Raw genomic sequence first — 25,436 nt, 5'->3', positions numbered from 1 at the left:
TAAATGCAGTAGCTATGAGACAATGTATTTTAAATATTAAAAGTACCATAGAAATTTTGAAAATAAATTGAAGGAAAATGATAAAAAACTTGAGATTGAGGTAACGGAGGATAACTGTGGTTTTGAAAGGTGGTACTACTTGGATGTGCGCCATGATGCCAAAATGAGGGGGTAATTTGACCGGGAATTTGATAGTGTTGCCAAGTTGCGGGAAGTTCAATACCGACATCGGAACTAGCTGTATGAACGGCGGGAACGTGTATCCCAGGAGTCGAAGGAACTACGGCAGTTACTCTTGATGATACCCACATAAAAATATTCACTCCTAAGTTGCAATAATAAAGTAGTATATTCTTTTCACACATATAAAGGTACAGTTAGATAGGACTTTAGGCTAAAACATACGTATAAAGTTGTAAGACCAATTTAAAATGATGATGGACCATTTATTATAAAAAGATACGTCTATTTACGGAAGGCAAAGGCACGAAGAAAATGTAAAATGGAGGTGTTAATTGCAATAACATACGTGTTTATGGAGGAATTTTAATGGAACGATTATGGACGAAATCATTTATTCAAATGACTTTCGCAATGTTATTTTTATTTACAGCATTTTATTTACTTGTTCCAACACTCCCGCTCTTTATTAAAGAGATAGGTGGCAATGAATCACAAGTTGGACTCATGATGGGAATGTTTACAATAGCGGCAGTTGTAATACGACCGATTATTGGAGGGATGTTGGATCAATATGGTAGAAGATCCTTCATTATTTTCGGACTCATCTTTTTTGGGTTAACGATGTACTCTTATCATTTAGCGACGACTATTGTCCTTTTGGCTGTTTTACGTGTTATTCACGGAGTAACATGGGCTGTTTCTACAACAGCTGTTGGAACAGCGATAACTGATATTATTCCAGATTCTCGACGTGGTGAAGGTATGGGGTGGTATGGAATGGCTATGACGATTGCAATGGCAATCGGTCCAATGATTGGATTATCGGTTGTACAAAATTATTCATTTCACGGCCTATTCTTGTTAGCAACTCTTTTATCCTTTATGGCAGTCCTATTATCGTTAATGGCGAAAATGCCATTCACACCACAAAAAGAAAAAGGGAAAATGCAACTGTTTGAAAAATCTGTTCTATCCATTACGATAGTTGTATTCTTTTTATCATTTGCATATGGAGGGATTACGACGTTTTTACCGCTATTTGCATCGTCAATTGATGTGAATCCTGGGACATTCTTTCTTGTATATGCAATTGCTTTAACGATTGTAAGGCCAATTTCAGGAAAACTATTAGATAAGTATGGAGAAGTATTTATCATACTTCCGGCACTATGCATTACTATTATTGCAATAGTTGTATTAACGATTTCAAATGATTTAATAGGTGTAGTTATCGCAGCTACATTATATGGTGTTGGATTCGGTTCAGCACAGCCAGCATTGCAAGCGGCAATGCTTACAATTGTCGATCCGAGTAAAAGAGGAGTTGCGAACGCTTCATTTTTTACAGCGTTTGATTTAGGAATCGGGTTAGGTGCTATTTTACTTGGAGTTGTTTCACAAATGTTTGGTTATCGTATTTTATTTTCAGGGAGTGCAATTTCAGCATTAATAGCCTTAATTATTTTCGTCTTCTTTGTAAAACAACGATTAGGAAAAAAAGAGTTTGCATAAACTGGGGGGAATAAAGATGAGAATTTCAATTGATCGTAAAGCTCTACAATGGTTCCAGGAAGAATTACGTATAAAGCACGGTGAATCTGTACGTTTTACTGTAAGGTACGGAGGGAATAGTTCAATTCAGCCTGGATATTCTTTAGGGATTGTTGCAGAGAAACCAGATCGGGAAATCGTGTCAGTTGAGAAAGAAGGCATTTTATTTTTTGTAGATGTTGATGATCTTTGGTACTTTCAAAATTATGATTTAGTTGTAAGTTATCATGAGGAAATAGAAGAAATTCAATTTAATTACGTAAAATAATAACTTTATTAAAAATAAATAAATTTTATATGGAAATTATATTTAGAGAATAGTGAAATAAATATAGTGCAAAAAACGGGCTGTATATGAATACAGCTCGTTTTTTTATTTAGTAAAAGAAATTGTAAAGTAGGTATATATTTAACTGGATTATATGAATTAACTTTATATTTTGTTTTAAAGATAAATAAGGAGAAGTCTGTCCTTTCTTTATAAAATATGAAAATTATTTTTAAAAAATTGTATTGTTACATCGGTAAAAGTGTAGGAAACTTATCATTATAAAATAAATTGAAATCTTCTAAAAACTCTGATACATTGAAATAGAAATGTAGTTTCACAATATTGTAAAGGCTTACAGTTATGTGCACGAAGATCTATTAGGATTGGAGGAAATAATGATGAAAGCTGAAGAAAAATTTTCCCCGGGATTAGATGGTGTAGTGGCAGCGGAGACGAAGATTTCGTTTCTTGACACAGTGAAAGGTGAAATTGTAATTCAAGGGTATGATTTAATCGAACTCTCAAAAACAAAAGAGTACTTAGACATTGTGCACCTTTTATTGGAAGAACATCTACCGAATGCAGATGAAAAAGCAACACTTGAAAAGAAATTAAAAGAAGAATACGCGGTACCAGAAGGTGTATTCAACGTACTGAAGGCATTACCGAAAGAAACGCACCCTATGGATGGATTGCGTACAGGTGTGTCCGCATTAGCTGGTTACGATAATGATATTGAAAACCGCTCGTTAGAAGTAAACAAAAGCCGCGGATACAAATTATTGAGTAAAGTACCAAACATAGTAGCGAATAGCTATCATATTTTAAATAATGAAGAGCCAATTGAGCCACTTAAGGAATTATCATATAGCGCGAATTTCTTCTATATGTTAACAGGTAAAAAACCAACTGAACTTGAGGAGAAGATCTTTGATCGTTCCCTTGTTTTATATAGTGAACATGAAATGCCAAACTCTACATTTACAGCGCGCGTTATTGCATCTACGCAATCCGACTTATATGGTGCTTTAACAGGTGCGGTTGCATCTTTAAAAGGTAGCTTACATGGCGGTGCGAACGAAGCGGTTATGTACATGCTTTTAGAAGCTGGTAATGTTGAAAAGTTTGAAGAGTTATTACAGAAGAAACTATATAACAAAGAAAAAATTATGGGCTTTGGACACCGTGTATATATGAAGAAGATGGATCCAAGAGCTTTAATGATGAAGGAAGCTTTAAAGCAGTTATGTGATGTGAAAGGTGATTATACACTATATGAAATGTGTGAAGCTGGAGAAAAGATTATGGAGAAGGAAAAAGGAATTTATCCGAACCTTGATTATTACGCAGCTCCAGTATATTGGATGCTTGGTATTCCAATTCAACTGTACACACCAATCTTCTTTAGCTCTAGAACAGTAGGACTATGTGCGCACGTTATTGAGCAACATGCGAACAATCGTTTGTTCCGTCCACGTGTAAATTATATTGGCGAGCGACATGTGCTTAGTAAATAAGAACAACTGGGGAGTTGTTAGTACCGCCCGCCAGATGGGTGTTTGACCGACACCCATCATTAATAATAACGAATTTTCGACAGAAAGGGAAGGATAGCATGATTAAAACAAATGAAATTAAACAAAAAGATGCATTATTAGAAGAGATTACGGATTATGTATTAAATAAAGAGGTAACAAGTGCAGAAGCATTCAGTACTGCTCGTTACGTATTACTTGATACACTTGGATGCGGAATTTTAGCGTTACAATATCCAGAATGTACGAAATTATTAGGACCAGTTGTACCAGGAACAATCGTGCCAAATGGTACACGTGTACCAGGTACGTCATATGTACTTGATCCAGTGAAAGGTGCATTTAATATCGGCTGTATGATCCGTTGGTTAGACTATAACGATACTTGGCTTGCAGCAGAGTGGGGACACCCATCTGATAACTTAGGCGGAATTTTAGCTGTGGCAGATTATATTAGCCGTGTTCGTATTTCAGAAGGAAAAGAACCGTTAAAAGTACGTGAAGTATTAGAAATGATGATTAAAGCTCATGAAATTCAAGGTGTACTTGCTTTAGAAAATAGCTTAAACCGCGTTGGCCTTGACCACGTATTATATGTAAAAGTAGCAACAACTGCAGTAGTTGCAAAAATGCTTGGCGGAACACGTGAAGAAATCTTTAATGCATTATCACATGCATGGATTGATAATTCTAGTCTTCGTACATATCGTCATGCTCCAAATACGGGATCACGTAAATCATGGGCAGCAGGTGATGCAACGAGCCGCGGTGTTCATCTTGCAATGACTGCTCTAAAAGGTGAAATGGGTTACCCTACAGCATTATCTGCACCGGGCTGGGGATTCCAAGATGTATTATTCAATAAACAAGAATTAAAATTAGCAAGACCATTAGATTCTTATGTAATGGAAAATGTATTATTTAAAGTTTCATATCCAGCAGAATTCCATGCACAAACAGCTGCAGAATGTGCTGTGAAATTACATCCAGAAATTAAAGGAAAATTAGATGAAATTGACCGTATTACAATTACAACGCACGAATCAGCAATTCGTATTATTGATAAAGAAGGTCCATTAAATAACCCAGCGGATCGTGATCATTGCTTACAATACATTACGGCAATTGGTTTATTAAAAGGGGATATCGTTGCGGATGATTATGAGGATGCAGTAGCAAATGATCCACGTGTAGATGAATTACGTAATAAGATGGTTGTTGTTGAAAATAAACAGTACAGTTTAGATTACCTTGACCCGAACAAGCGCTCAATCGCCAACGCTGTTCAAGTTCATTTCAAAGATGGAACTGTAACAGAAAATGTGGAATGTGAATATCCACTTGGTCACCGTTTCCGTAGAGACGAAGCAATTCCAAAAGTTGTTCAAAAATTCACTGCAAATATGGCAGGTCATTATTCTAGTAAGCAACAAGAACAAATTCATGAAGCTTGTTTAAATGAAGAGAAACTAGAAAATATGAATGTAAATGAATTTGTAGATCTATTCTTAATTTAATAATAGGGGGAATCTAGAATGGCTTGGGTTGTGGATAAACAGTCAACACAAGAAGAGCTTGCGAATCGCTTCCGAGCTTTAGTAGAAGCAAATGAAATCTTACAGATTCCAGGTGCTCATGATGCAATGGCAGCTCTTGTTGCGAAAAATACAGGTTTTTCAGCTCTTTATTTATCGGGAGCTGCTTATACTGCAAGTAAAGGGCTACCGGATTTAGGAATCGTAACGTCTACTGAAGTAGCAGAGAGAGCAAGAGATTTAGTAAGAGCTACAGATTTACCTGTTCTTGTTGACATTGATACAGGGTTTGGTGGTGTATTAAATGTAGCGAGAACTGCTGTAGAAATGGTGGAAGCGAAAGTAGCAGCTGTCCAAATTGAAGATCAGCAATTACCAAAGAAATGTGGCCATTTAAATGGTAAGAAACTCGTTACGACAGAAGAATTAGTTCAAAAGATTAAAGCGATTAAAGAAGTTGCACCGAGCTTATATATTGTAGCGCGCACAGATGCTCGTGGTGTAGAAGGATTAGATGAAGCAATTGAAAGAGCGAATGCATATGTAAAAGCAGGTGCAGACGCAATTTTCCCAGAAGCGCTACAATCAGAAGAGGAATTCCGTCTATTTAATAGCAAGGTAAATGCACCTTTATTAGCGAATATGACTGAATTCGGAAAAACACCGTATTATAGTGCAGAAGAATTTGCGAATATGGGCTTCCAAATGGTTATTTATCCTGTAACTTCACTTCGTGTTGCAGCGAAAGCGTATGAGAATGTGTTTACTTTAATTAAGGAAACAGGTTCTCAAAAAGATGCACTTTCTAATATGCAAACGAGAAGTGAGTTATATGAAACAATTTCATATCATGACTTTGAAGAACTAGATACTGGAATTGCAAAAACAGTATTATCAGAGGATCAATAGATAAAACAACTAAGGCGATGAGAAGACATCTTTGGCAAGACAAACTGCTTGATGTGAAAATTCATCGCCTTCTGTTTTCAAAAATAAGATATTCCACTCATCGTAGACGAGCATATGTAGTAGCAAGTAAGGCCGAAATGATAGGGGGATTCAGATGGAGAAAACGAAGTTACCGTGGGATGAATTTTTTTCACTTAATAAAGATGTGAATCATGCTTTCTTTACGCCAGAAGATTTTTCAGGAGACGAAGATTTAATCGCAAAAACGACTGAACAATTCGTTAAACAAGAAATTGTTCCACAAATGGAGAATATTGAACAACATAACTATAAAGTTTCTCGTCAATTGTTTGAGAAAGCTGGAGAACTTGGATTATTAAGTATCGAGGTTCCAGAAGAATATGGCGGATTTGAATTAGGAAAGGCAGTTTCAGGGCTTGTAGCAGAAAAAATGGGATACGCTGGTGCATTTAGCGTTTCATTTAATATACACGCAGGTGTAGGTACATTGCCTTACATATATTACGGAACGAAAGAACAAAAAGAAAAATATTTGCCGAAAATTGCATCAGGAGAATGGATTGGGGCTTATGCTTTAACTGAACCAAATGCTGGTTCTGATGCTTTAAGTGCAAAAACGAGTGCAGTATTAAATGAAGATGGTACTGCTTGGAAGTTAAATGGTGAGAAGCAGTGGATTACAAATGCTCATATGGCAGATGTATACGTTGTTTTTGCGAAGACAAATAAAGGAATGACAGCGTTTATTGTCGAAAGAACATGTGAAGGTGTATCTATTGGGCTAGAAGAAAAGAAAATGGGGATTAAAGGTTCTTCAACAGCGACGCTTATTTTAGAAGATGTTGTCATCCCTGCAGAAAATGTTTTAGGGGAAGTTGGGAAAGGGCATCATGTAGCTCTTAATATTCTTAACTTTGCTAGATTAAAACTTGCCTTTGGAAATATTGGAACAGCAAAGCAAGCAATTGGATTGTCCGTTCAATACGGAAAAGAACGTAAACAGTTCCAAACGGAATTAGTAGACTTTACGATGATTCAAGAGAAAATTGCAAATATGATCATTGCTACATATGGAGCAGAAAGTGCAGCGTATCGTACAGCAGGTGTAATTGATGAAGCAATTCATGAGAGCGATGAAGATCTTATGAAGAAAATGTCTCAATTTGCAATTGAATGTGCACTGAATAAAGTAAATGCTTCTGAAACACTTGGTCATATCGTAGATGAAGCTGTACAAATTCATGGTGGTTACGGTTATATGCAAGAGTATGAAGTAGAACGATTATACCGTGATGCTAGAATTAGTCGTATTTTTGAAGGGACGAACGAAATTAATAGATTAACAGTTGCCAAAATGTTAATGAAGCAAATGGAACAAATTGAAGATACTGAAATAGAGATTGATGTAGAAAATGTCGAAAGAAACCATCGTTACATTTTATTAGCGAAAAAATTGTTGAAACAATCTTTGAAAACGCTCTCTAAAACTCCAGGTTTAAAAATTGATCAAGAGCAAGAATATTCACGTGTATTATCAAATATGTTAACGGACGTGTACGTCATGGAATCAGCATTTTTACGTACGAGTAAAGCAATTAGTAAAAATGGTGCAGAAAAAGAGCGTACGAAACAAATGATAACTGACGTTATTTGTGAAGAAGGCTATCGCAAAGTAGAAGAATCAGCGATTTCTATACTTTCCGCGGCTATTACAGAAGAACAAGATAGACACGTGATTTTAACTGAAATTCGTCAATTATTAGTGCCTTTATACACGAACGTATTTACAAAAAAGAGAGAAATTGCGAAAGCTATTATAAATCGCGGAAAGTATATTGTGTAAATAGGAGGAAAGCGATATGAAAAAGATTGGTTTTATCGGTTTAGGTAACATGGGTCTTCCGATGTCTAAAAATTTAGTTAAATCAAGTTACACAGTATATGGTGTGGATTTAAATAAAAATGCTGAAGCTTCTTTTGAAAAAGAAGGCGGAATTATCGGCTTATCAATTTCAAAACTAGCAGAAACATGCGATGTAATTTTTACAAGTTTACCTTCATCTCGCGCTGTTGAAGCGGTATATTTTGGCGAAGAAGGATTATTTGAAAATAGTCACTCGAATGTAGTTTTAATTGATACAAGTACTGTATCTCCACAGTTAAACAAACAGTTAGAGGAAGCTGCAAAGGAAAAGAAAGTAGACTTTTTAGCAGCACCTGTTAGTGGTGGGGTAATTGGAGCTGAAAACCGTACATTAACATTTATGGTTGGTGGATCAAAAAAGGTATATGAAAAGACGGAATCTATCATGGGTGTATTAGGTGCGAACATTTTCCATGTTAGTGAGCAAATTGATAGTGGGACAACAGTTAAATTAATTAATAACCTATTAATTGGTTTTTATACAGCTGGTGTGAGTGAAGCTTTAACATTAGCGAAAAAGAACAATATGGATTTAGATAAAATGTTTGATATTTTAAATGTAAGCTATGGTCAAAGTAGAATTTATGAGCGCAATTATAAAAGTTTTATTGCATCAGAAAACTACGAGCCAGGTTTTACTGTAAATTTATTAAAGAAAGATTTAGGGTTTGCAGTAGATTTAGCGAAAGAAAGTGAGCTTCACTTACCAGTAAGCGAAATGCTATTAAACGTATATGAAGAAGCAAGTGAAGCTGGGTATGGTGAAAACGATATGGCTGCTTTATATAAGAAAGTTAGTGAACAATTAATTTCTAATCAAAAATAATAGACTTATAAACATCATAAAAAAGGAGAGAATATAATGATTACAACTGAAATTAAACGAGTAAAAAATCATATTAATGGTGAGTGGGTAGAATCTACTGGTACAGAAGTAGAAGCAGTTCCAAATCCGGCGACTGGAAAAATTATCGCTTACGTTCCGCTATCTCCGAAAGAAGATGTTGAAAAAGCTGTTGAAGCGGCAAAAGCAGCATACGAAACATGGTCTAAAGTACCAGTTCCGAATCGTTCAAGACAATTGTATAAATATTTACAGCTTTTACAAGAAAACAAAGAAGAACTTGCAAAAATCATTACGCTAGAAAATGGTAAAACATTAACGGATGCAACTGGTGAAGTACAACGTGGTATTGAAGCAGTAGAACTTGCAACATCTACTCCAAATTTAATGATGGGACAAGCACTTCCGAATATTGCAAGCGGCATTGATGGATCAATTTGGCGCTACCCAATTGGAGTTGTTGCTGGAATTACGCCGTTTAACTTCCCGATGATGATTCCATTATGGATGTTCCCGCTTGCAATTGCTTGTGGTAATACATTCGTATTAAAAACATCTGAAAGAACACCACTTTTAGCAGAGCGACTTGTAGAGTTATTCTATGAAGCTGGTTTTCCAAAAGGCGTATTAAATTTAGTACAAGGCGGAAAAGATGTTGTAAATAGCATTTTAGAAAATAAAGATATTCAAGCTGTTTCGTTCGTTGGTTCTGAGCCGGTAGCTCGTTACGTATATGAAACAGGTACGAAACATGGGAAACGTGTACAAGCGTTAGCTGGTGCGAAAAACCATGCGATTGTTATGCCAGATTGCAATCTTGAGAAAACGGTACAAGGTGTAATTGGATCTGCATTTGCAAGTAGTGGAGAGCGCTGCATGGCATGTTCAGTAGTAGCAGTAGTTGATGAAATTGCAGATGAGTTCATCGACGTACTAGTAGCAGAGACGAAGAAGTTAAAAGTAGGTGACGGTTTCCACGAAGATAATTATGTTGGACCATTAATTCGTGAGTCTCATAAAGAACGCGTATTGGGCTATATTAACAGCGGTGTAGCAGATGGAGCTACTTTATTAGTAGATGGCCGTAAAATTAAGGAAGAAGTTGGAGAAGGTTACTTTGTAGGTGCGACAATCTTTGACGGTGTAAATCAAGAAATGAAAATTTGGCAAGATGAGATTTTTGCTCCAGTATTAAGCATTGTACGTGTTAAAGATTTAGAAGAAGGTATTAAACTAACAAATCAATCTAAATTTGCAAATGGTGCGGTTATTTATACATCAAGCGGTAAACATGCACAAACGTTCCGTGATAACATCGATGCGGGCATGATCGGTGTAAACGTAAACGTTCCAGCACCAATGGCATTCTTCGCATTCGCAGGAAATAAAGCTTCATTCTTTGGTGATTTAGGTACAAATGGTACAGATGGCGTTCAATTCTATACACGTAAAAAAGTTGTAACTGAGCGCTGGTTTTAATATAAAGTAGACAGCCAAATCAGTTGTTAAAAGAAAACCACCACTATGAATAGTGGTGGTTTTCTTCTTGTTAATTGCTTTTTTCAAAAGCGAGTTTAATACCAAAACCAATTAAGACAATTCCCGTTAACCCTTGAATATAACGTTGTGTCTTCGGTTTTTTCATAAAAGCACTAATTTTATCAATTAAAAATATATAAAAAGCGAACCAAATAACTGTTAAAACTAGGTAAGTAAGGCCCATTATAAGAAGTTGGATAAACGTATTATGATTTGGATTTAAAAATTGCGGTAAAAATGTTAAAAAGAAGACTGCGATTTTAGGGTTTAATAAATTTGTAAGAAACCCTTGGCGAAAGCAAGAAGTATTCTCGTTTGCGTTATTCAAAGATATATCGTTCGTATTGACGCCTTCTTTATTTCTTACTGCTAAAAGGGCTTTAATACCAATATAAATTAAATATAGAGCTCCAACGTACTTGAAAATAGAAAATAAAAGAGCTGACTTTACAATAAGTGCGGAAAGTCCGATTACTGCTGCTAAAGTATGAATCAATAGTGCAACACATGTACCGAACACTGTTTTCACCCCGCCTACCTTACCAGCAACTAATGTGTTTTTCGTAGCCATTGCAGTATCAGGACCAGGTAAAATAATAAGACAAATAGACATAATGATGAAAAGAAAATAATTTTCAATCATAGTCGCTCCTCCTTCTTTTATTTTTAGAATATTTAATTAAAAATAGTGTAGCACATAATTCGATTTAATAAAATTAAATTTTATTAAAATTTATTAAATAGGAAAAAGGCTATATAGGCGTGTAATTATACGACTATATAGCCTCAATTTAATCCCGTATGAAAGGGCGATTGCTTCTACTAATAATAAGAGGGAGATAAACCCTACTTATTAAATTCTCACTTTACGCATTAAGTAAGTTAAAGAACCGGTTTACATCTTCTTCTGAAACATCACTTAACTGCTTATATTTATAATTTGGATTTTGGTCTTTATCAACGACAACAGATCGTACTCCTTCAAAGAAATCTTCATGTCTCATGAAGTTTTTAGCAAGTACAAGGTCAGTAGCGAAACATTCTTCAACGGACTTATTTTGTCCATCAATAAACTGTTTTAATGTTACTTTTAGTGAAATAGGAGATTTTGATAATAACGTTTCTTTCGCTTTTAAAGAAAAGGAACTTTGATCTTTCTCTAATGAATGAATAATTTCTTCAATTGTATCGAATGCAAAATGTGAATTAATTTCTTCTAATGAAGGAGCAAGCTCGCTTTCTAATGTTGGAGCAGTTGCAAATGTACGAATGACTTCTTTTAAATGAGTATGTACATCATCTTCTTTAGACCAATTTACACTTTCTAGTTCAGTAAGGAAATTTGGTAATGAATCAGATGCAATAAAATAATCAGCAGCGTTTATAAATAATACGTCAGAAGCTTTTAAAATAGATGCTGTTAAAGCGACATAGCGGCCGGCATACCCTGGAGCTTTATTTAAGAAATAAGCAGCACCGACGTCTGGGAAGAAGCCAATATTCATCTCTGGCATTGCCCATTTCGTACGCTCAGTTACAATTCTGTATTTCGCACCATTTGTAAGACCGACACCACCACCCATTACAATTCCATCTAAACAAGCGATAATCGGTTTTTTATATTGATAAATATATGTATCAATTTCATACTCTTCTTCAAAGAAACGTTCCGCATGCTGCAATGCAGCTTCATTTGAACGTGCTTCATAAAGAGTTTTAATGTCGCCACCTGCACAAAAACCTTTTGTGCCAGCTCCTTTTAATACGATAAGCGCAATTCGCTCATCATGTTCCCACTCTTTCAGTTTTTGCCCAATTGGTTGCAACATGTCATAAGATAAAGAATTAAGTGCTTTTGGGCGGTTTAAAGTAATTGATGCAACGCCGTTTTCGCTAACAGAAAATAAAACGTGTTCAGTCATAATTCATCCTCCCTTACATATCTTCTTATTCTTAATTCTTTATACGTACTGAAATGTCCTTTATAAATTTTGTCTAAAGTTGGCGGTATATGTTAATTTATCCACTGCATATTTTGACGAGTTATATTTGCAGGATTTTGGAGGTTGAAAATGAATATTACAACATTACTGTAATTGTAATTATTTGAAGTTACCATGATAAACACGCTATTATATATGTGTAAATTGTACATAATCACTTCGAAAAGAGTATTTGAAGTGATTATAATGAAAGAAAAATTGCTTTTCATTAGAAATAGAGAAAGGAGAAATCGGAATGCCAGTACCTTTACTATTGTCGGTGATTATTTTGTCTTCTTTAATGATAGGGATAACGCAATATTTTCATCATACAGATACGACAGAGGAAGTGAAGGAAAAAGTACGACTTGTATTTCCGATTTTTATCATATCTATTTCTTTTTGCATTTTATTAAATAAAGATGGGTACATTGTTGCAGTATTTTCATTTTTTGTAGCGATTGTTTTCATTACAGTTTTATATTATGTAATGAAAGAATTTATCCAAAAATAAAGATGTCATATGAGACATTTTTATTTTTGGAAAGAATAAAATTTCACATACCGTATTATATGTGAAATTAAAAAAACATATCGCAATAGAAAAGTATGTACTTTACCGTGTATTTACTTGTCAATCTTGCATAGCCAATATACTATTAATAGTGTAGAGATTAGAAAAAGGGGTTGTATCTATCATGAAATTTGAGATGCACACAAAAATTATTTCAAATGAAAAAGAAGTAAGATTACATATAGAAGAAAACATATTTCAATTAAAATTGGATGGTTATCACTTATTTACAGTTCAAGAAATATTACCTTTATATAAATCAAATGAAGAAAGAATCGGTAGTGCAATGATACAAAAGTTAGAATGGGAGAACGGAAAAACTACAATAAACTATCAACTTGTATCACTAAATTCAGTAAATTAAAAGGAGCAGGAAACCATGAAGTTATTTCATACAGCCGATTGGCATTTAGGAAAGCTTGTTCATGGCGTGTATATGACTGAAGATCAAAAGATTGTATTAGATCAGTTTGTACAAGCTGTTGAAGAAGAAAAACCAGATGCCGTAATTATTGCAGGGGATTTATATGACCGAGCAATTCCACCTACGGAAGCAGTAGACTTATTAAATGATGTGCTGCAAAAAATAGTGATTGATTTACAAACACCAGTTATTGCAGTCGCAGGAAACCATGATAGTCCAGATCGTATTCATTTTGGAAGTAGTTTAATGAAGAAACAAGGATTATTTATTGTGGGGCAATTTCAATTTCCATATGAGCCAATTATATTAAATGATGAATATGGGGAGGTTCACTTCCATCTCATTCCTTATGCGGATCCAAGCATAGTGAGACATGTATTGAAAAACGAAGACGTACGTTCTCATGATGATGCGATGCGTATTTTTATGAATGAGCTTTCTGAAACGATGGATAAAGAAGCTAGACATGTATTTGTTGGTCATGCATTTGTAACTTCTGCGGGCGAAGCGGAAGAGAATACAAGTGATGCTGAACGACCGCTTTCAATTGGTGGTGCTGAATACGTGAATAGTCATTATTTTGATAAGTTTCATTACACAGCGCTTGGACATTTACATCAAGCGCATTTTGTACGTAATGAGACAATTCGATATTCAGGTTCTCCACTTGCATATTCTATTTCTGAAGAAAAACATAAAAAAGGATATTATATTGTGGAATTGGACGAGCAAGGTGAAGTAACAATTGAAAAAAGGTTACTTACACCACGCCGTAAAATGCGAACAGTAGAAGCGAAAATAGATGAATTGTTACAACATCCAGTAAGTGAAGATTACGTGTTTGTAAAATTATTAGATGAAAATCCTGTCTTGCAGCCAATGGAAAAAATACGCTCTGTTTATCCAAATGCAATGCATGTTGAAAGAGCCATTCAAAGACGAGAGTTCACTGAGTCAAATGAAGTAACTGTTTCAAGACATAAAATGGATGATTTATCATTATTAAAGGCTTTTTATAAAGAAATGAAAGGCTTAGATTTATCAGAAGAGAAAGAACGTCTATTTGTAGAAGTATTACAAACAGTGCAAGAACGGGAAGGTGAACGAGGATGAGACCGATTCAGCTTATTATGACGGCATTTGGCCCATATAAACAGAAAGAAGTAATTGATTTTGACGATTTGGGAGAGCATCGTATTTTCGCCATTTCTGGAAACACGGGCGCCGGAAAGACAACGATTTTTGATGCGATTTGTTATGTTTTATATGGTGAGGCAAGCGGAGAAGAACGAAGTGATACGAGCATGCTCCGCAGTCAATTTGCTGATGATAATGTGTATACAAGCGTAGAATTAACCTTTCAGTTAAAAGGGAAACGTTATGAAATAAAACGACAACTGGGACATAAAAAACAAGGGAACAAGACGATTACGGGACATGCAGTAGAATTATATGAAGTAATTGATGAAGAGAAGATTCCGGCTGTTGATCGTTTCCATGTAACGGATGTAAATAAAAAAGTAGAAGATTTAATTGGTTTAAGTAAACATCAATTTAGCCAAATTGTTATGTTACCGCAAGGGGAATTCCGAAAACTATTAACATCTGAGACAGAAAACAAAGAAGAGATTTTGCGTCGTATTTTTAAAACAGATCGTTATAAGTTAATGCGTGAGTTACTTGACCAAAAACGAAAACAATGGAAAGACGTCTTACAAGAAAAACAGAAAGAGCGAGAGTTATATTTCCGTAATGTTTTTAAATTACCAATTCGTGATGGAGCATTATTAGAGACATTAGTGGAACAAGACCATGTAAATACGCATCAAGTAGTAGAGGCATTAGAACAAGAGACAGCTGCGTATAAGGCAGAGGTGGAGCAATTACAAGTAGAACAAGATATTCAAACGAAGCAATTAAAGGATGCTGAAACACGTTTTCATGCAGCGAAGTCTGTAAATGAGAAATTTATAGATTTACAACAAAAGAATGAGAAATATAATACTTTACAAGAAAAACGTTCAGTAATTGAAATGAAAGAAATATCTTTTAAGCGTGCGGAACAAACGAAGCGCTTATTACCATTTGAACAGTGGTACGAAGAAGCAATGCAAAATGAGCAGAAAGCTGAAAGTTTGTTAAAACAAATTATCGCTAAAAAAGAAAATATAATGAATAATTTTGAACTTGCTCAGGAGAAATATGAAGCAGTAAAGAATAAAGAACCTGAGAGAGAAAATGCAAAAAAACTTGTTCAAAGATTAGAAGAGTTACAACCGATTATTGCATCATTAGCTGAGAAACAGTTGAATTTACAAAATGCAGAAATTCAACTAGGAAAATTAAAAGAAAGTATGCAAAACTTAGATCGACAATTAGAAGAGAATACAAATCAAAAACAGCTAATGTCTGGTGAATTACAGCAATTAGAGCGAGCGCTTGAACGATATGTAGATAAAGTAGAAGAACTAACGAATATGCGAGAAGATGCAAAAGTTTTAAAGCAAGCATATGACGTATGGCAAGAAAAACAAAAATTCGAGCAAGAAAAAGAAACTGCATTTATTAAGATGCAAGAGAAAGTTCGTGCATATGAGAATATGGAACGTCGCTGGTTAAGTGAACAAGCTGGTATATTAGCTCTTCATCTACATGATGGTGAATCTTGTCCAGTATGTGGCAGCACGAACCATCCGAAAAAAGCTTCAGAGCAAAGTGATGCCATCAATGAAAAAGAGTTAAATGATTTAAGAGACAAGAAGAACATTGCTGAAAAATTACATGTGCAAGTAGAGGAGAAATGGAATTTCTATCATCTTCAATATGAACAAGTAATAGAAGAGGTTAAGAAGCGAGGTTATCGCTCAGAAGAATTAGCTGAAACATATAGTGCGCTTGTTCAAAAAGGAAAACAATTAGCAACTGAAGTGAATACGTTAAAAGCAAGTGAAGAAACGCGTAAGCAAACAGCTGTGAAAATAAAAAGCATAGAAGAAAAAGTAGATGCACTTCAGAAACAAAAACATGAGGTAGAAACAGAACAGCACCGTATAGAAATGGATTGTATGCAGCTTCGTACGTCATATGAACATGATAAGAAAAACATTCCTGAAAACTTACAAACAGTCCAAGCTTGGAAAGTCCAGTTTGACCAAGCTATGCATGAGCTCAAATTAATGGAGGACGAATGGAAGAAAGTGCAGGAGGCGTATCAACATTGGCAAAATGAAAATATACGTATTCAAGCAGAACAGGAAGGTGCTTCTAATCAATTTGAAAGTGCAAAATCGAAGAAAGAAGAGACTTTCACGCGCTTTATGAAAGAGCTTGAACAGAGTGGATTTACAGATCAAATTACGTATAAAGAAGCGAAATTAAGTGATGCCGAGATGGATATGTTACAAAAAGAAATTCAAAGCTATTATTCATCTCTTGAAGTACTTGCAAAACAAATTGAAGAGTTACAGGGTGAATTAAAAGATAAAGAGTATATGGATATTACAGCGTTAGGTGAACATATAAAAGATCTAGAAATTAACCTTGATATCATTAAAGAAAAACGTCAACGTGCGCAAAATGCGGTAACATATATTTCTGATTTACATGAAAATATTAGACGTATTGATGAGCAAATTCATGAGGAAGAAAAAGCTTTCCAAGAACTTGTTGACTTATATGAAGTAATGAAAGGTGATAACGAAAGCCGTATATCATTTGAACGTTACATCTTAATTGAGTATTTAGAACAAATTGTTCAAATTGCAAACGAACGATTACGTAAATTATCAAATGGACAATTTTATTTAAAACGAAGTGAACGAGTTGAAAAGAGAAATCGTCAAAGTGGATTAGGTCTAGATGTATACGACGCGTACACAGGCCAAACACGCGATGTAAAAACTCTATCTGGCGGCGAGAAATTTAATGCATCGCTTTGCTTAGCGCTCGGAATGGCAGACGTCATTCAAGCATATGAAGGTGGTATATCCATCGAAACGATGTTTATCGACGAAGGATTCGGTTCATTAGATGAGGAGTCATTAACAAAAGCTGTAGACGCATTAATTGACTTACAAAAATCAGGCCGATTTATCGGTGTCATTTCACACGTTCAAGAGCTGAAAAACGCAATGCCAGCTGTATTAGAAGTAACGAAGCAGAAGGATGGGTGTAGTCAGACACGGTTTGTGGTGAAGTAAGTTCAATTGTAATTCATATTATTTGCGATTCTTTAGTATAGAATTTTTGATAAAATAAAGGGGCTGTCTCATAAGTCTCTTTCGAAGTAAGATTACATGAAATCGAAAAGGCAGAAATGTTATAAAATCAACATTTCTGCCTTTCACTTTTTATACGATTTTGGCTAAAAAGCATCTTTTGGGACAGCCTCTTTATTTGTTATTCAAAATTAGATAATTCACCTATGAGTTATCTGTAGAAGACGGCGTATTTTCCAAACGATTATAAGCTTTAAAAGCCGAAATTGCCGAGATAACACCGCCTACTAAAAATAAAGCCGATCCACCGACCAAAATGATACGACTGACATATGTTTCGCGCGCTTCTTCAACTTCTTCTTGTAACATTGTAGGCATTTGAATTCCCCCTAAATAACATTTATTTTGTAGATAGTATATACAAACGCCTAAAATATGTTAAAATCACTGGATAGTGTTAGGAGGAAATATGTAGTTAGATGTGAATTATTTGAAAAATCTTCATTACAAATTTATGCGAACTTCACATAGAGCACATATTAACATTGTATTATGTATATGTACCAAATAAATAAAGTGAATGTAAGTTCTGTTTTCAAAAATTTAAAATCCTTTTATTTCTATATGAAAGTTTTAATCGAGGGTTTTAAAAATTTTGGAAATAGATCTTATAAAAATGGAATTCATATAAAAGGGGAATGTCTTATGACAACATATACGAGTGAAATGAAAAAAACTTTAGTTTCAGAAGAAGATGTAGATATTTTAAAAATTATGGCGCATCCAATCCGACTGCAAATTGTAAATGAATTAAGTACAAGAAAAACTTGTAATGTAACACAATTAACAGAGTTACTGAACATCCCGCAATCTACTGTTTCACAACATTTATCAAAAATGAAGGGTAAAGTGTTACGAGCAGAGAGAAGAGGTTTAGAAATTTATTATCATATTAACAATTTAAAAGCGAGTAAGATTGTTAATGTTTTAGGGTATATAAACTAGTGAAATATTTTTATATAAAATAGCCCCTGCTGTTTAGCAGGGGCTATTTTGGGTTGTTTTATGTATTTGCATTTAAAACTTTATAGTTTTTATGATTTACAATTGTTCGATCAAATTCAAAAGTACCACCGCTTACATTTGTAATTTCAACTAAGACCGATTCAGTATAAAGTTTTAATACAGATCCTGTAATCTTTAAATTGTTTCGTTGAAAAAGTATAGTATCCCCTACGTTTGCTTTCATAGTACCTCCTCATTAAAGACAGAAATATTTTTTATTATATATATTAAACCACGTATAAGTATATTAGTGAATATTTAGTTTTATTTATCAAAAAAATATTTGTAGTCTAATAGAAGAGTATAAAGTACTCCTATGCTAAAAGTTATATTTTATTATAAGCAAAGTAAATTGTTTTCAGCATCAGTGAAACAATATTTCTATGTAATATATACTGCAGCTAAACAAATTATTTAAAAGACAAATACTATGTAGCCCAAAACGTAAAGTAAATAAGTAAGGGTTTTTTAGGAGTACAAAAAAATATATGTTTAGGAATAAGATCCCTTTTGGTGAAATTCCAATTAAAAACATAGAAAAACTTCAATATAAAAAGGTAATCAATTACAAATGGAGAAGTAATATATACGAAAGGAGAGATTTATATGAATAAAGGGAAAAAACAAGTTAGTCAACTTAGTTTTCTGGTGAATTTTTTGAACGACAAGGGGAGTTGTGTAAAGATTTAATAGTATCCCCTTGTGAAAAAATGGTTGGGGGAATATATAAATGATAACAGAAATGAATATTAAAGTAGTTTGTGAAGAAGCATTTTCAAAAAGAGAAATAAAAATTTTAGAGACATTTCTTTCAACTTTAGCGGGGCATTCTAACGCTCTCGTTACAAAAGAGGGGATGTTTTTAAATCCTTTAAGTAAAGAGAAGAGTGTGATGTATTATCACAACTTTGTATTTGTAAAATCACTTACAGAAGAAATGTGTGCAGAATTAAAAGAAGTTTTAACAAGACGTATTAAAAATGCTTTCATTATGATGGAATTTGTAGAGCCAATTATTACATTTGAAGAAACAATTATAAATGTATAAAGAAAGTCAGGCTTATGAATTAATTTAATAAAACCGTCTCTTTAATGTTTATTAAAGAGACGGTTTTATTGTTTTACTATTGAAAAAAGGATTCAAAAACATATGTAAATTTAACTTATACAAAACAATATGAACAACTATTACGTATTTAAAAAACATTTTTTTGTATTTCATCCTTCGTTTTCTGTAACTGATTCCATGTTTTTGACGCCCTGCCTTGTAAGTGCTTACATGACTGAAAACATCTTATACAATGAAGGTGTTAAATCAAAAGAGATGACCAAAATGAACATAAAAAAACAAGACTTAGCGAAAAGCATTGAAATAGAAAGAGGAGGCGGAAAGGTATGAAAAAATCAAAGGTTAATCCATGGCTTGTTGTCCTTGGTACAGTAATAGTTCAAATGGGACTTGGAACGATATATACATGGAGTTTATTCAATCAGCCTTTAGTTAGTAAATACGGTTGGAGTCTTAACGCGGTTGCGATAACTTTCTCAATTACTAGTCTTTCCTTAGCATTTTCAACTTTATTTGCAAGTAAATTGCAAGAAAAATGGGGACTTCGTAAACTTATTATGATAGCTGGACTAGCATTAGGACTAGGATTAGTACTTAGTTCACAAGCTTCTTCGTTAATATTGCTTTATATACTAGCAGGAGTTGTTGTAGGTTACGCAGATGGTACAGCTTATATTACTTCACTATCTAATTTAATTAAGTGGTTCCCTGAACGTAAAGGTTTAATCTCTGGTATATCTGTAGCTGCATATGGTACAGGTAGCTTAATTTTCAAATATATAAATGCAAAGTTAATCGATTCCGTTGGTGTATCGCAAGCGTTTATATATTGGGGTTTAATTGTTACAGCTATGATTGTCCTTGGAGCTTGTTTAATCCATCAAGCTGCTGATCAAGGTGCAGTTCAGGAAACAAACACTCATGAATATACAATGAAAGAAATGTTAGGCACAAAACAAGTATACTTATTATTCATCATGTTATTTACATCATGTATGAGTGGCTTATACTTAATTGGTATGGTAAAAGACATTGGTGTTCAACTTGTAGGGCTTAGTGCAGCGACAGCAGCTAATGCGGTGGCTATGGTTGCAATATTTAACACATTAGGTCGTATTATTCTAGGACCGTTATCAGATAAAATTGGTCGTTTAAAAATCGTTACGGGTACTTTTGTGGTTATGGCGAGTTCGGTATTAGTTCTAAGTTTCGTAGATTTGAATTACGGTATCTACTTCGTATGTGTAGCAAGTGTAGCGTTTTGTTTTGGTGGAAATATTACTATTTTCCCAGCTATTGTTGGTGATTTCTTCGGTATGAAAAACCATAGTAAGAATTACGGAATTGTGTATCAAGGATTTGGATTTGGAGCGCTTGCAGGTTCCTTTATCGGTGCACTTCTAGGTGGATTCAAACCAACCTTTATGGTGATTGGCGTACTATGTGTCGTGTCATTCATTATCGCAATTTTAATTCGAGCACCTAAACAGAAAAAAGAACAAGAAGAAGCGTATCGCAGCGTAGCATAAGTATATAAATCTTCTATAACACTATAGTTACGAAAAAGCATCCTGTTAAATAGGGTGCTTTTTTGAGTTATTTTAACAAGGTTAAATTACTTTTTATTTTTTTTGATATAAAAGTGAGTGAAATATCCGTTTGGATTATATTGGAATATAATAAATCGATACATCGTATTCGAAATATGTATTAAATCTTAAATAATAAAGAAAATATGAATTGATGTTTGCAAGATATATTTTCAGACAAATATTGAGAAAATAAATGCTCGACTTTTTGTTAAGGCTTTGTAACTGAAGAGACCTTCAGTTTATCATCTTCAATTTTTACAAAGAGGAGTAAGAATTAAAGTATTAATGTAAGTGTTTATTAATACTTTTAGATGTAATTGTATTGAAAAGCACTAAAGTTTTTATCTGAAAAATAAAAATAGGTTGACAAGTTTATTGATAAAGATTATCATTTCGGTGTAAGAACATTAAATGAAAAACATTATCAATGAATAATATTTTAATGAAAAGTACACTTGACCAATTAGTTTAGTAAGTGTATTATTTTTTACATCGATAATGATAATCATTATCATTATTTATTTAATTAGATTGATTTTTAAATGAAAGGATAGAGGAAATGAACTTAGGGGAATTTGATGGGAAAACTGTTTTAGTAACAGGTGCAGCTCAAGGTATAGGTAGTGTTGTTGCTAAAATGTTTTTAGAAAGAGGAGCTACAGTTATTGCGGTTGATCAAAATGAAGAGGGATTAAACGAACTCTTAAATGAAATACATTTGAAAACGTTTTGCTTAGATGTGAGTGATAGTACCGCAGTTGAACAGATGGTAAATGATATTGAAAATGAAATAGCTCCAATAGATATATTAGTAAATGTTGCAGGGGTTTTACGTATGGGAGCGATTCACTCGTTAAGTGATGAAGATTGGAATAAAACGTTTTCTGTAAATTCTACAGGAGTTTTCTATATGTCCCGAGCAGTAAGTAAACATATGATGCAAAGAAAGTCAGGGGCAATTGTTACAGTTGGTTCAAATGCAGCAAATACGCCGAGAATGGAGATGGCTGCATATGCTGCATCAAAAGCTGCTACGACGATGTTTATGAAATGTTTAGGATTAGAACTTGCAGCGTATAACATTCGCTGTAACGTAGTTTCTCCAGGTTCTACTGAAACTGAAATGCAAAGGTTACTATGGGCTGATGAGAATGGAGAAAAAAATATAATTGCTGGTTCTCAAAGTACATATAGACTCGGTATACCGTTACAAAAAATTGCACAGCCTTCAGAAATTGCTGAAGCAGTATTGTTTTTAGCTTCAGATAAAGCTAGTCATATTACAATGCATAATTTATGTGTTGATGGCGGAGCTACATTAGGCGTTTAATAAAAAATTCAGGGGGTTACTATACAATGAAGGAATTTACGGCTGTAAAGGAACTGTCAGAAAAATTACTAGAAGATTATAAGACTGAATCTTCATTCTTTTTCGCTTCACCAACTCGAACGATATTAGCAGAAGGAGAGTTTACTACAGTAAAGCATCATGAAATTGAAAGTTTCCCAGAACTTGTACAAGCAGTATTATGTAATGCAAAACAAGCCGGAAATCTGAATCCTATCGTTGTCGGTGCTTTGCCATTTGATCGTAGAAAAGAAGTCCAACTTATCGTACCAGAATATAGTAGGACTTCTGAACGATTACAATTGGATACAACAAATCAGCTTGAAACAAATGAGAACTTAACATTCGAAATGACGCCAATGCCAGCGCCTGAAGTGTATATGAATGGTGTGAAGCAAGGAATTGCAAAAATAAAGGGCGGGGATTTAAAAAAAATCGTTCTATCTAGATCGTTAGATGTTAATTCTTCCGAAAAGATTGATAAGCAAAAACTTCTTCGAGAATTAGCAGCGCATAATAAGCATGGATATACATTTGCTGTGAATGTATCGAAAGATGAAAATGAGAGTAGTAAGACGTTAATTGGAGCGAGCCCTGAATTACTCGTCTCACGTAATGGTATGCAAGTTATTTCTAATCCGTTAGCTGGTTCAAGGCCACGTAGTGAGGATTCAGCTGAAGATAAGAGAAGAGCAGAGGAATTACTTTCTTCTCCAAAAGATTTACATGAACATGCGGTAGTAGTAGAAGCAGTTGCTGCAGCGCTTCGTCCGTACTGTCATACATTACATGTTCCGGAAAAGCCATCCGTTATTCATAGTGAAGCGATGTGGCATTTATCTACTGAAGTGAAAGGTGAACTAAAGGATCCGAATACTACTTCTTTGGAATTAGCAATTGCTCTTCATCCGACGCCAGCAGTTTGCGGCACACCGATGGAAGAAGCGAGAGAGGCGATTCAAAAAATTGAGCCATTTGACCGTGAATTCTTTACAGGAATGCTAGGGTGGAGTGATTTAAATGGAGACGGTGAATGGATTGTTACAATTCGTTGTGCTGAAGTACAAGAAAATACACTCCGTTTATATGCAGGAGCGGGCGTTGTTGCTGAGTCAAAACCAGAAGATGAATTAGCAGAAACATCAGCTAAGTTCCAAACAATGTTGAAAGCATTAGGATTAAATGATAGTTCACTTAATGAAAAGTAGGGGGCAGAAAGAATGCTAACAGGTTATACAAAATGGCCAAAAGAATTTGCTGATCGTTATCGAGAGGAAGGGTGTTGGCTTGGGGAAACATTTGGCGGGATGTTAAGAGAGCGAGCTGAAAAATATGGCGATCAAATTGCAGTTGTAAGTGGTAATACGCATATTACGTATAGTGAGTTTGATAAAAAAGTAGATCGATTAGCTTCAGGGCTACTGAATTTAGGAATAAAGCAAGAGGATCGAGTTGTAATCCAGCTACCTAACGTTATTGAGTTTTTCGAAGTATGTTTTGCGCTATTTCGAATTGGGGCACTTCCTGTTTTTGCATTACCTTCACATCGAAGCAGTGAAATTAGTTATTTTTGTGAGTTTGGTGAGGCGAGTGCTTACGTTATTTCAGATAAAGCTCTCGGTTTTGATTATCGAAAACTAGCAAGAGAAGTGAAAGAGAAAGTGCCAACTTTACAACATGTAATTGTAGTGGGAGAAGAAGAAGAATTTGTGAACATAAGTGATTTATATATAGATCCCGTTCCATTACCAGAAGTTCAGCCAAGTGATGTTGCGTTTCTCCAATTATCAGGGGGGACAACAGGACTTTCTAAATTAATTCCTCGAACGCATGATGATTATATTTATAGTTTACGTGTTAGCGCTGAAATTTGTAATTTAAGTGCAAAGAGTGTCTATATGGCCGTTCTTCCAGTAGCACATAATTACCCGATGAGCTCTCCTGGAACATTTGGAACTTTCTATGCGGGTGGAAAAGTAGTGCTGGCAACTGGAGGTAGTCCAGATGAGGCATTTGCACTTATTGAAAAAGAAAAAGTTACGATTACTGCTCTCGTACCACCATTAGCAATGATATGGCTTGATGCTGCATCTTCACGTAATAACGATTTATCGAGTCTAGAAGTGATTCAAGTAGGTGGCGCGAAATTTAGTGCTGAAGTTGCAAAACGTATACGCCCTACATTTGGATGTACATTACAGCAAGTATTCGGTATGGCGGAAGGATTAGTGAACTATACAAGATTAGATGATCCGGAAGAAATTATTATTCATACACAAGGTAGACCAATGTCTGAACTCGATGAAGTACGAGTTGTTGATGAAAATGACAACGATGTAAAACCTGGCGAAGTAGGTAGTTTATTAACAAGAGGGCCATATACAATTCGTGGTTATTATAAAGCAGAAGAGCATAATGCACGATCATTTACAAAGGATGGATTTTATCGCACAGGTGATCTTGTAAAAGTAAATGAACAAGGATACATCATTGTAGAAGGAAGAGATAAAGATCAAATTAATCGTGGTGGTGAGAAAGTTGCCGCGGAAGAAGTTGAAAATCATCTATTAGCACATGTTGCAGTACATGATGTAGCGATTGTATCTATGCCTGACGATTATTTAGGAGAACGTACTTGTGCATTTGTTATAGCTCGCGGACAAGCTCCGGCAGTAAGTGAATTAAAAAAATTTTTAAGAGAGCGTGGTATAGCAGCTTATAAGATTCCAGATCGAATTGAATTTATTGAATCATTCCCGCAAACAGGCGTTGGAAAGGTAAGCAAAAAAGAACTACGTAAAGTCATTGCTGAAAAACTTATTACAGTAAAACAATAATAAAAACCGGAAGGAA

23 protein-coding genes are annotated in these 25,436 nt (G+C 34.6%); 18 read left to right on the top strand and 5 right to left on the bottom strand.

Annotated features, from left to right (window positions below; genetic code table 11):
• Positions 1 to 29 precede the first annotated feature (29 nt).
• Entirely contained in the window at positions 30 to 311 is a 282-nt protein-coding gene (locus tag QCI47_RS16075) for a hypothetical protein (RefSeq protein WP_061130890.1), read from the bottom strand.
• 238 nt (positions 312 to 549) lie between these two features.
• Here QCI47_RS16075 and QCI47_RS16070 point away from each other — a divergent pair, with 238 nt between their 5' ends.
• The 8 genes from QCI47_RS16070 to QCI47_RS16035 all read left to right on the top strand — a co-directional run bounded on the left by QCI47_RS16070 (position 550) and on the right by QCI47_RS16035 (position 10,252).
• Positions 550 to 1,695 (top strand): MFS transporter, encoded by a 1,146-nt coding sequence (locus QCI47_RS16070; RefSeq protein WP_270724656.1) that lies wholly within the window; start codon positions 550 to 552, stop codon positions 1,693 to 1,695.
• A 16-nt stretch (positions 1,696 to 1,711) separates the two neighbouring features.
• Positions 1,712 to 2,002 carry a HesB/YadR/YfhF family protein gene (locus tag QCI47_RS16065; RefSeq protein WP_309422739.1) on the top strand — a complete coding sequence of 97 codons (291 nt, stop codon included), beginning with the start codon at positions 1,712 to 1,714 and terminating at the stop codon, positions 2,000 to 2,002.
• A 398-nt stretch (positions 2,003 to 2,400) separates the two neighbouring features.
• Complete coding sequence (mmgD, locus tag QCI47_RS16060; protein WP_001997427.1) at positions 2,401 to 3,522, top strand: citrate synthase; 1,122 nt, start codon at positions 2,401 to 2,403, stop codon at positions 3,520 to 3,522.
• Between the two features lie 98 nt (positions 3,523 to 3,620).
• Complete coding sequence (gene prpD / locus QCI47_RS16055) at positions 3,621 to 5,057, top strand: 2-methylcitrate dehydratase (RefSeq protein ID WP_000598131.1); 1,437 nt, start codon at positions 3,621 to 3,623, stop codon at positions 5,055 to 5,057.
• An 18-nt stretch (positions 5,058 to 5,075) separates the two neighbouring features.
• A complete protein-coding gene (gene prpB / locus QCI47_RS16050) occupies positions 5,076 to 5,984 on the top strand; it encodes a methylisocitrate lyase (protein ID WP_000312630.1) in 909 nt (302 codons plus the stop codon).
• A 154-nt stretch (positions 5,985 to 6,138) separates the two neighbouring features.
• Positions 6,139 to 7,848: an acyl-CoA dehydrogenase family protein gene (locus QCI47_RS16045; protein ID WP_000416019.1), complete on the top strand. Its 1,710-nt coding sequence runs from the start codon at positions 6,139 to 6,141 to the stop codon at positions 7,846 to 7,848.
• 16 nt (positions 7,849 to 7,864) lie between these two features.
• Positions 7,865 to 8,755 (top strand): NAD(P)-dependent oxidoreductase, encoded by an 891-nt coding sequence (locus tag QCI47_RS16040; RefSeq protein WP_353811857.1) that lies wholly within the window; start codon positions 7,865 to 7,867, stop codon positions 8,753 to 8,755.
• Positions 8,756 to 8,791: 36 nt separating this feature from the next.
• Positions 8,792 to 10,252, top strand: a complete 1,461-nt coding sequence (locus tag QCI47_RS16035) for a CoA-acylating methylmalonate-semialdehyde dehydrogenase (RefSeq protein ID WP_000633358.1) — start codon at positions 8,792 to 8,794, stop codon at positions 10,250 to 10,252.
• Between the two features lie 70 nt (positions 10,253 to 10,322).
• Here QCI47_RS16035 and QCI47_RS16030 read toward each other — a convergent pair whose 3' ends face one another.
• A complete protein-coding gene (locus QCI47_RS16030) occupies positions 10,323 to 10,955 on the bottom strand; it encodes a LysE family translocator (protein ID WP_000572339.1) in 633 nt (210 codons plus the stop codon).
• A gap of 223 nt (positions 10,956 to 11,178) precedes the next feature.
• On the bottom strand, positions 11,179 to 12,234 hold the full coding sequence (locus QCI47_RS16025; RefSeq protein ID WP_000134902.1) for an enoyl-CoA hydratase/isomerase family protein: 1,056 nt from the start codon (positions 12,232 to 12,234) through the stop codon (positions 11,179 to 11,181).
• Between the two features lie 316 nt (positions 12,235 to 12,550).
• On the opposite strand from QCI47_RS16025, the gene QCI47_RS16020 reads away from it, so the two are divergent.
• The 4 genes from QCI47_RS16020 (at position 12,551) to QCI47_RS16005 (ending at position 17,491) form a co-directional block, all read left to right on the top strand.
• Positions 12,551 to 12,808, top strand: coding sequence for a hypothetical protein (locus QCI47_RS16020; protein WP_074543904.1), 258 nt, complete (start codon positions 12,551 to 12,553; stop codon positions 12,806 to 12,808).
• A gap of 184 nt (positions 12,809 to 12,992) precedes the next feature.
• Positions 12,993 to 13,232 carry a DUF2584 domain-containing protein gene (locus QCI47_RS16015; protein WP_000667348.1) on the top strand — a complete coding sequence of 80 codons (240 nt, stop codon included), beginning with the start codon at positions 12,993 to 12,995 and terminating at the stop codon, positions 13,230 to 13,232.
• 15 nt (positions 13,233 to 13,247) lie between these two features.
• On the top strand, positions 13,248 to 14,405 hold the full coding sequence (locus tag QCI47_RS16010; protein WP_000765138.1) for an exonuclease SbcCD subunit D: 1,158 nt from the start codon (positions 13,248 to 13,250) through the stop codon (positions 14,403 to 14,405).
• Positions 14,402 to 17,491, top strand: a complete 3,090-nt coding sequence (locus QCI47_RS16005; RefSeq protein ID WP_001247430.1) for an SbcC/MukB-like Walker B domain-containing protein — start codon at positions 14,402 to 14,404, stop codon at positions 17,489 to 17,491. Before QCI47_RS16010 ends, QCI47_RS16005 begins: the two co-directional genes overlap by 4 nt.
• 222 nt (positions 17,492 to 17,713) lie before the next feature.
• On the opposite strand, the gene QCI47_RS16000 is transcribed toward QCI47_RS16005, so the two are convergent.
• The gene (locus QCI47_RS16000) at positions 17,714 to 17,887 is read right to left on the bottom strand and encodes a hypothetical protein (protein ID WP_001142747.1); all 174 of its coding nucleotides are present in this window, start codon (positions 17,885 to 17,887) and stop codon (positions 17,714 to 17,716) included.
• A 327-nt stretch (positions 17,888 to 18,214) separates the two neighbouring features.
• Here QCI47_RS16000 and QCI47_RS15995 point away from each other — a divergent pair, with 327 nt between their 5' ends.
• Positions 18,215 to 18,514 carry an ArsR/SmtB family transcription factor gene (locus tag QCI47_RS15995; RefSeq protein ID WP_000214794.1) on the top strand — a complete coding sequence of 100 codons (300 nt, stop codon included), beginning with the start codon at positions 18,215 to 18,217 and terminating at the stop codon, positions 18,512 to 18,514.
• Positions 18,515 to 18,572: 58 nt separating this feature from the next.
• On the opposite strand, the gene QCI47_RS15990 is transcribed toward QCI47_RS15995, so the two are convergent.
• Positions 18,573 to 18,758, bottom strand: a complete 186-nt coding sequence (locus QCI47_RS15990; RefSeq protein ID WP_000646792.1) for a YkvS family protein — start codon at positions 18,756 to 18,758, stop codon at positions 18,573 to 18,575.
• Between the two features lie 546 nt (positions 18,759 to 19,304).
• Here QCI47_RS15990 and QCI47_RS15985 point away from each other — a divergent pair.
• The 5 genes from QCI47_RS15985 (at position 19,305) to QCI47_RS15965 (ending at position 25,420) form a co-directional block, all read left to right on the top strand.
• On the top strand, positions 19,305 to 19,622 hold the full coding sequence (locus QCI47_RS15985) for a hypothetical protein (RefSeq protein WP_000627294.1): 318 nt from the start codon (positions 19,305 to 19,307) through the stop codon (positions 19,620 to 19,622).
• 347 nt (positions 19,623 to 19,969) lie between these two features.
• Positions 19,970 to 21,172 carry an L-lactate MFS transporter gene (locus tag QCI47_RS15980; protein ID WP_000748916.1) on the top strand — a complete coding sequence of 401 codons (1,203 nt, stop codon included), beginning with the start codon at positions 19,970 to 19,972 and terminating at the stop codon, positions 21,170 to 21,172.
• A gap of 622 nt (positions 21,173 to 21,794) precedes the next feature.
• Positions 21,795 to 22,565 (top strand): 2,3-dihydro-2,3-dihydroxybenzoate dehydrogenase, encoded by a 771-nt coding sequence (gene dhbA / locus QCI47_RS15975; RefSeq protein ID WP_001048422.1) that lies wholly within the window; start codon positions 21,795 to 21,797, stop codon positions 22,563 to 22,565.
• Positions 22,566 to 22,591: 26 nt separating this feature from the next.
• Entirely contained in the window at positions 22,592 to 23,791 is a 1,200-nt protein-coding gene (gene dhbC / locus QCI47_RS15970; protein WP_071742228.1) for an isochorismate synthase DhbC, read from the top strand.
• Positions 23,792 to 23,803: 12 nt separating this feature from the next.
• Positions 23,804 to 25,420 carry a (2,3-dihydroxybenzoyl)adenylate synthase gene (locus QCI47_RS15965; protein ID WP_076868058.1) on the top strand — a complete coding sequence of 539 codons (1,617 nt, stop codon included), beginning with the start codon at positions 23,804 to 23,806 and terminating at the stop codon, positions 25,418 to 25,420.
• Positions 25,421 to 25,436: the final 16 nt, after the last annotated feature.

Origin of the sequence: Bacillus cereus group sp. RP29 (genome assembly GCF_040459765.1) — a bacterium.
In the GTDB taxonomy this organism is placed as follows: domain Bacteria; phylum Bacillota; class Bacilli; order Bacillales; family Bacillaceae_G; genus Bacillus_A; species Bacillus_A paranthracis.
Note: the sequence above shows the minus strand (reverse complement) of the source record. Positions and strands in the feature narration are given on the sequence as shown.

What these genes read in the sequence shown, in the direction of transcription:
- mmgD (WP_001997427.1), top strand. Translation starts at nt 2,401, where the DNA reads ATGATGAAAGCTGAAGAAAAATTTTCCCCGGGATTAGATGGTGTAGTG.
- QCI47_RS16015 (WP_000667348.1), top strand. Translation starts at nt 12,993, where the DNA reads ATGAAATTTGAGATGCACACAAAAATTATTTCAAATGAAAAAGAAGTA.
- QCI47_RS16035 (WP_000633358.1), top strand. Translation starts at nt 8,792, where the DNA reads ATGATTACAACTGAAATTAAACGAGTAAAAAATCATATTAATGGTGAG.
- QCI47_RS16030 (WP_000572339.1), bottom strand. Translation starts at nt 10,955, where the DNA reads ATGATTGAAAATTATTTTCTTTTCATCATTATGTCTATTTGTCTTATT.
- QCI47_RS16070 (WP_270724656.1), top strand. Translation starts at nt 550, where the DNA reads ATGGAACGATTATGGACGAAATCATTTATTCAAATGACTTTCGCAATG.
- QCI47_RS16040 (WP_353811857.1), top strand. Translation starts at nt 7,865, where the DNA reads ATGAAAAAGATTGGTTTTATCGGTTTAGGTAACATGGGTCTTCCGATG.
- QCI47_RS16025 (WP_000134902.1), bottom strand. Translation starts at nt 12,234, where the DNA reads ATGACTGAACACGTTTTATTTTCTGTTAGCGAAAACGGCGTTGCATCA.
- QCI47_RS15985 (WP_000627294.1), top strand. Translation starts at nt 19,305, where the DNA reads ATGATAACAGAAATGAATATTAAAGTAGTTTGTGAAGAAGCATTTTCA.
- QCI47_RS16010 (WP_000765138.1), top strand. Translation starts at nt 13,248, where the DNA reads ATGAAGTTATTTCATACAGCCGATTGGCATTTAGGAAAGCTTGTTCAT.
- QCI47_RS15965 (WP_076868058.1), top strand. Translation starts at nt 23,804, where the DNA reads ATGCTAACAGGTTATACAAAATGGCCAAAAGAATTTGCTGATCGTTAT.
- QCI47_RS16005 (WP_001247430.1), top strand. Translation starts at nt 14,402, where the DNA reads ATGAGACCGATTCAGCTTATTATGACGGCATTTGGCCCATATAAACAG.
- prpB (WP_000312630.1), top strand. Translation starts at nt 5,076, where the DNA reads ATGGCTTGGGTTGTGGATAAACAGTCAACACAAGAAGAGCTTGCGAAT.
- QCI47_RS16075 (WP_061130890.1), bottom strand. Translation starts at nt 311, where the DNA reads ATGTGGGTATCATCAAGAGTAACTGCCGTAGTTCCTTCGACTCCTGGG.
- QCI47_RS15995 (WP_000214794.1), top strand. Translation starts at nt 18,215, where the DNA reads ATGACAACATATACGAGTGAAATGAAAAAAACTTTAGTTTCAGAAGAA.
- QCI47_RS15990 (WP_000646792.1), bottom strand. Translation starts at nt 18,758, where the DNA reads ATGAAAGCAAACGTAGGGGATACTATACTTTTTCAACGAAACAATTTA.
- QCI47_RS16000 (WP_001142747.1), bottom strand. Translation starts at nt 17,887, where the DNA reads ATGCCTACAATGTTACAAGAAGAAGTTGAAGAAGCGCGCGAAACATAT.
- dhbA (WP_001048422.1), top strand. Translation starts at nt 21,795, where the DNA reads ATGAACTTAGGGGAATTTGATGGGAAAACTGTTTTAGTAACAGGTGCA.
- QCI47_RS16065 (WP_309422739.1), top strand. Translation starts at nt 1,712, where the DNA reads ATGAGAATTTCAATTGATCGTAAAGCTCTACAATGGTTCCAGGAAGAA.
- dhbC (WP_071742228.1), top strand. Translation starts at nt 22,592, where the DNA reads ATGAAGGAATTTACGGCTGTAAAGGAACTGTCAGAAAAATTACTAGAA.
- QCI47_RS15980 (WP_000748916.1), top strand. Translation starts at nt 19,970, where the DNA reads ATGAAAAAATCAAAGGTTAATCCATGGCTTGTTGTCCTTGGTACAGTA.
- QCI47_RS16045 (WP_000416019.1), top strand. Translation starts at nt 6,139, where the DNA reads ATGGAGAAAACGAAGTTACCGTGGGATGAATTTTTTTCACTTAATAAA.
- QCI47_RS16020 (WP_074543904.1), top strand. Translation starts at nt 12,551, where the DNA reads ATGCCAGTACCTTTACTATTGTCGGTGATTATTTTGTCTTCTTTAATG.
- prpD (WP_000598131.1), top strand. Translation starts at nt 3,621, where the DNA reads ATGATTAAAACAAATGAAATTAAACAAAAAGATGCATTATTAGAAGAG.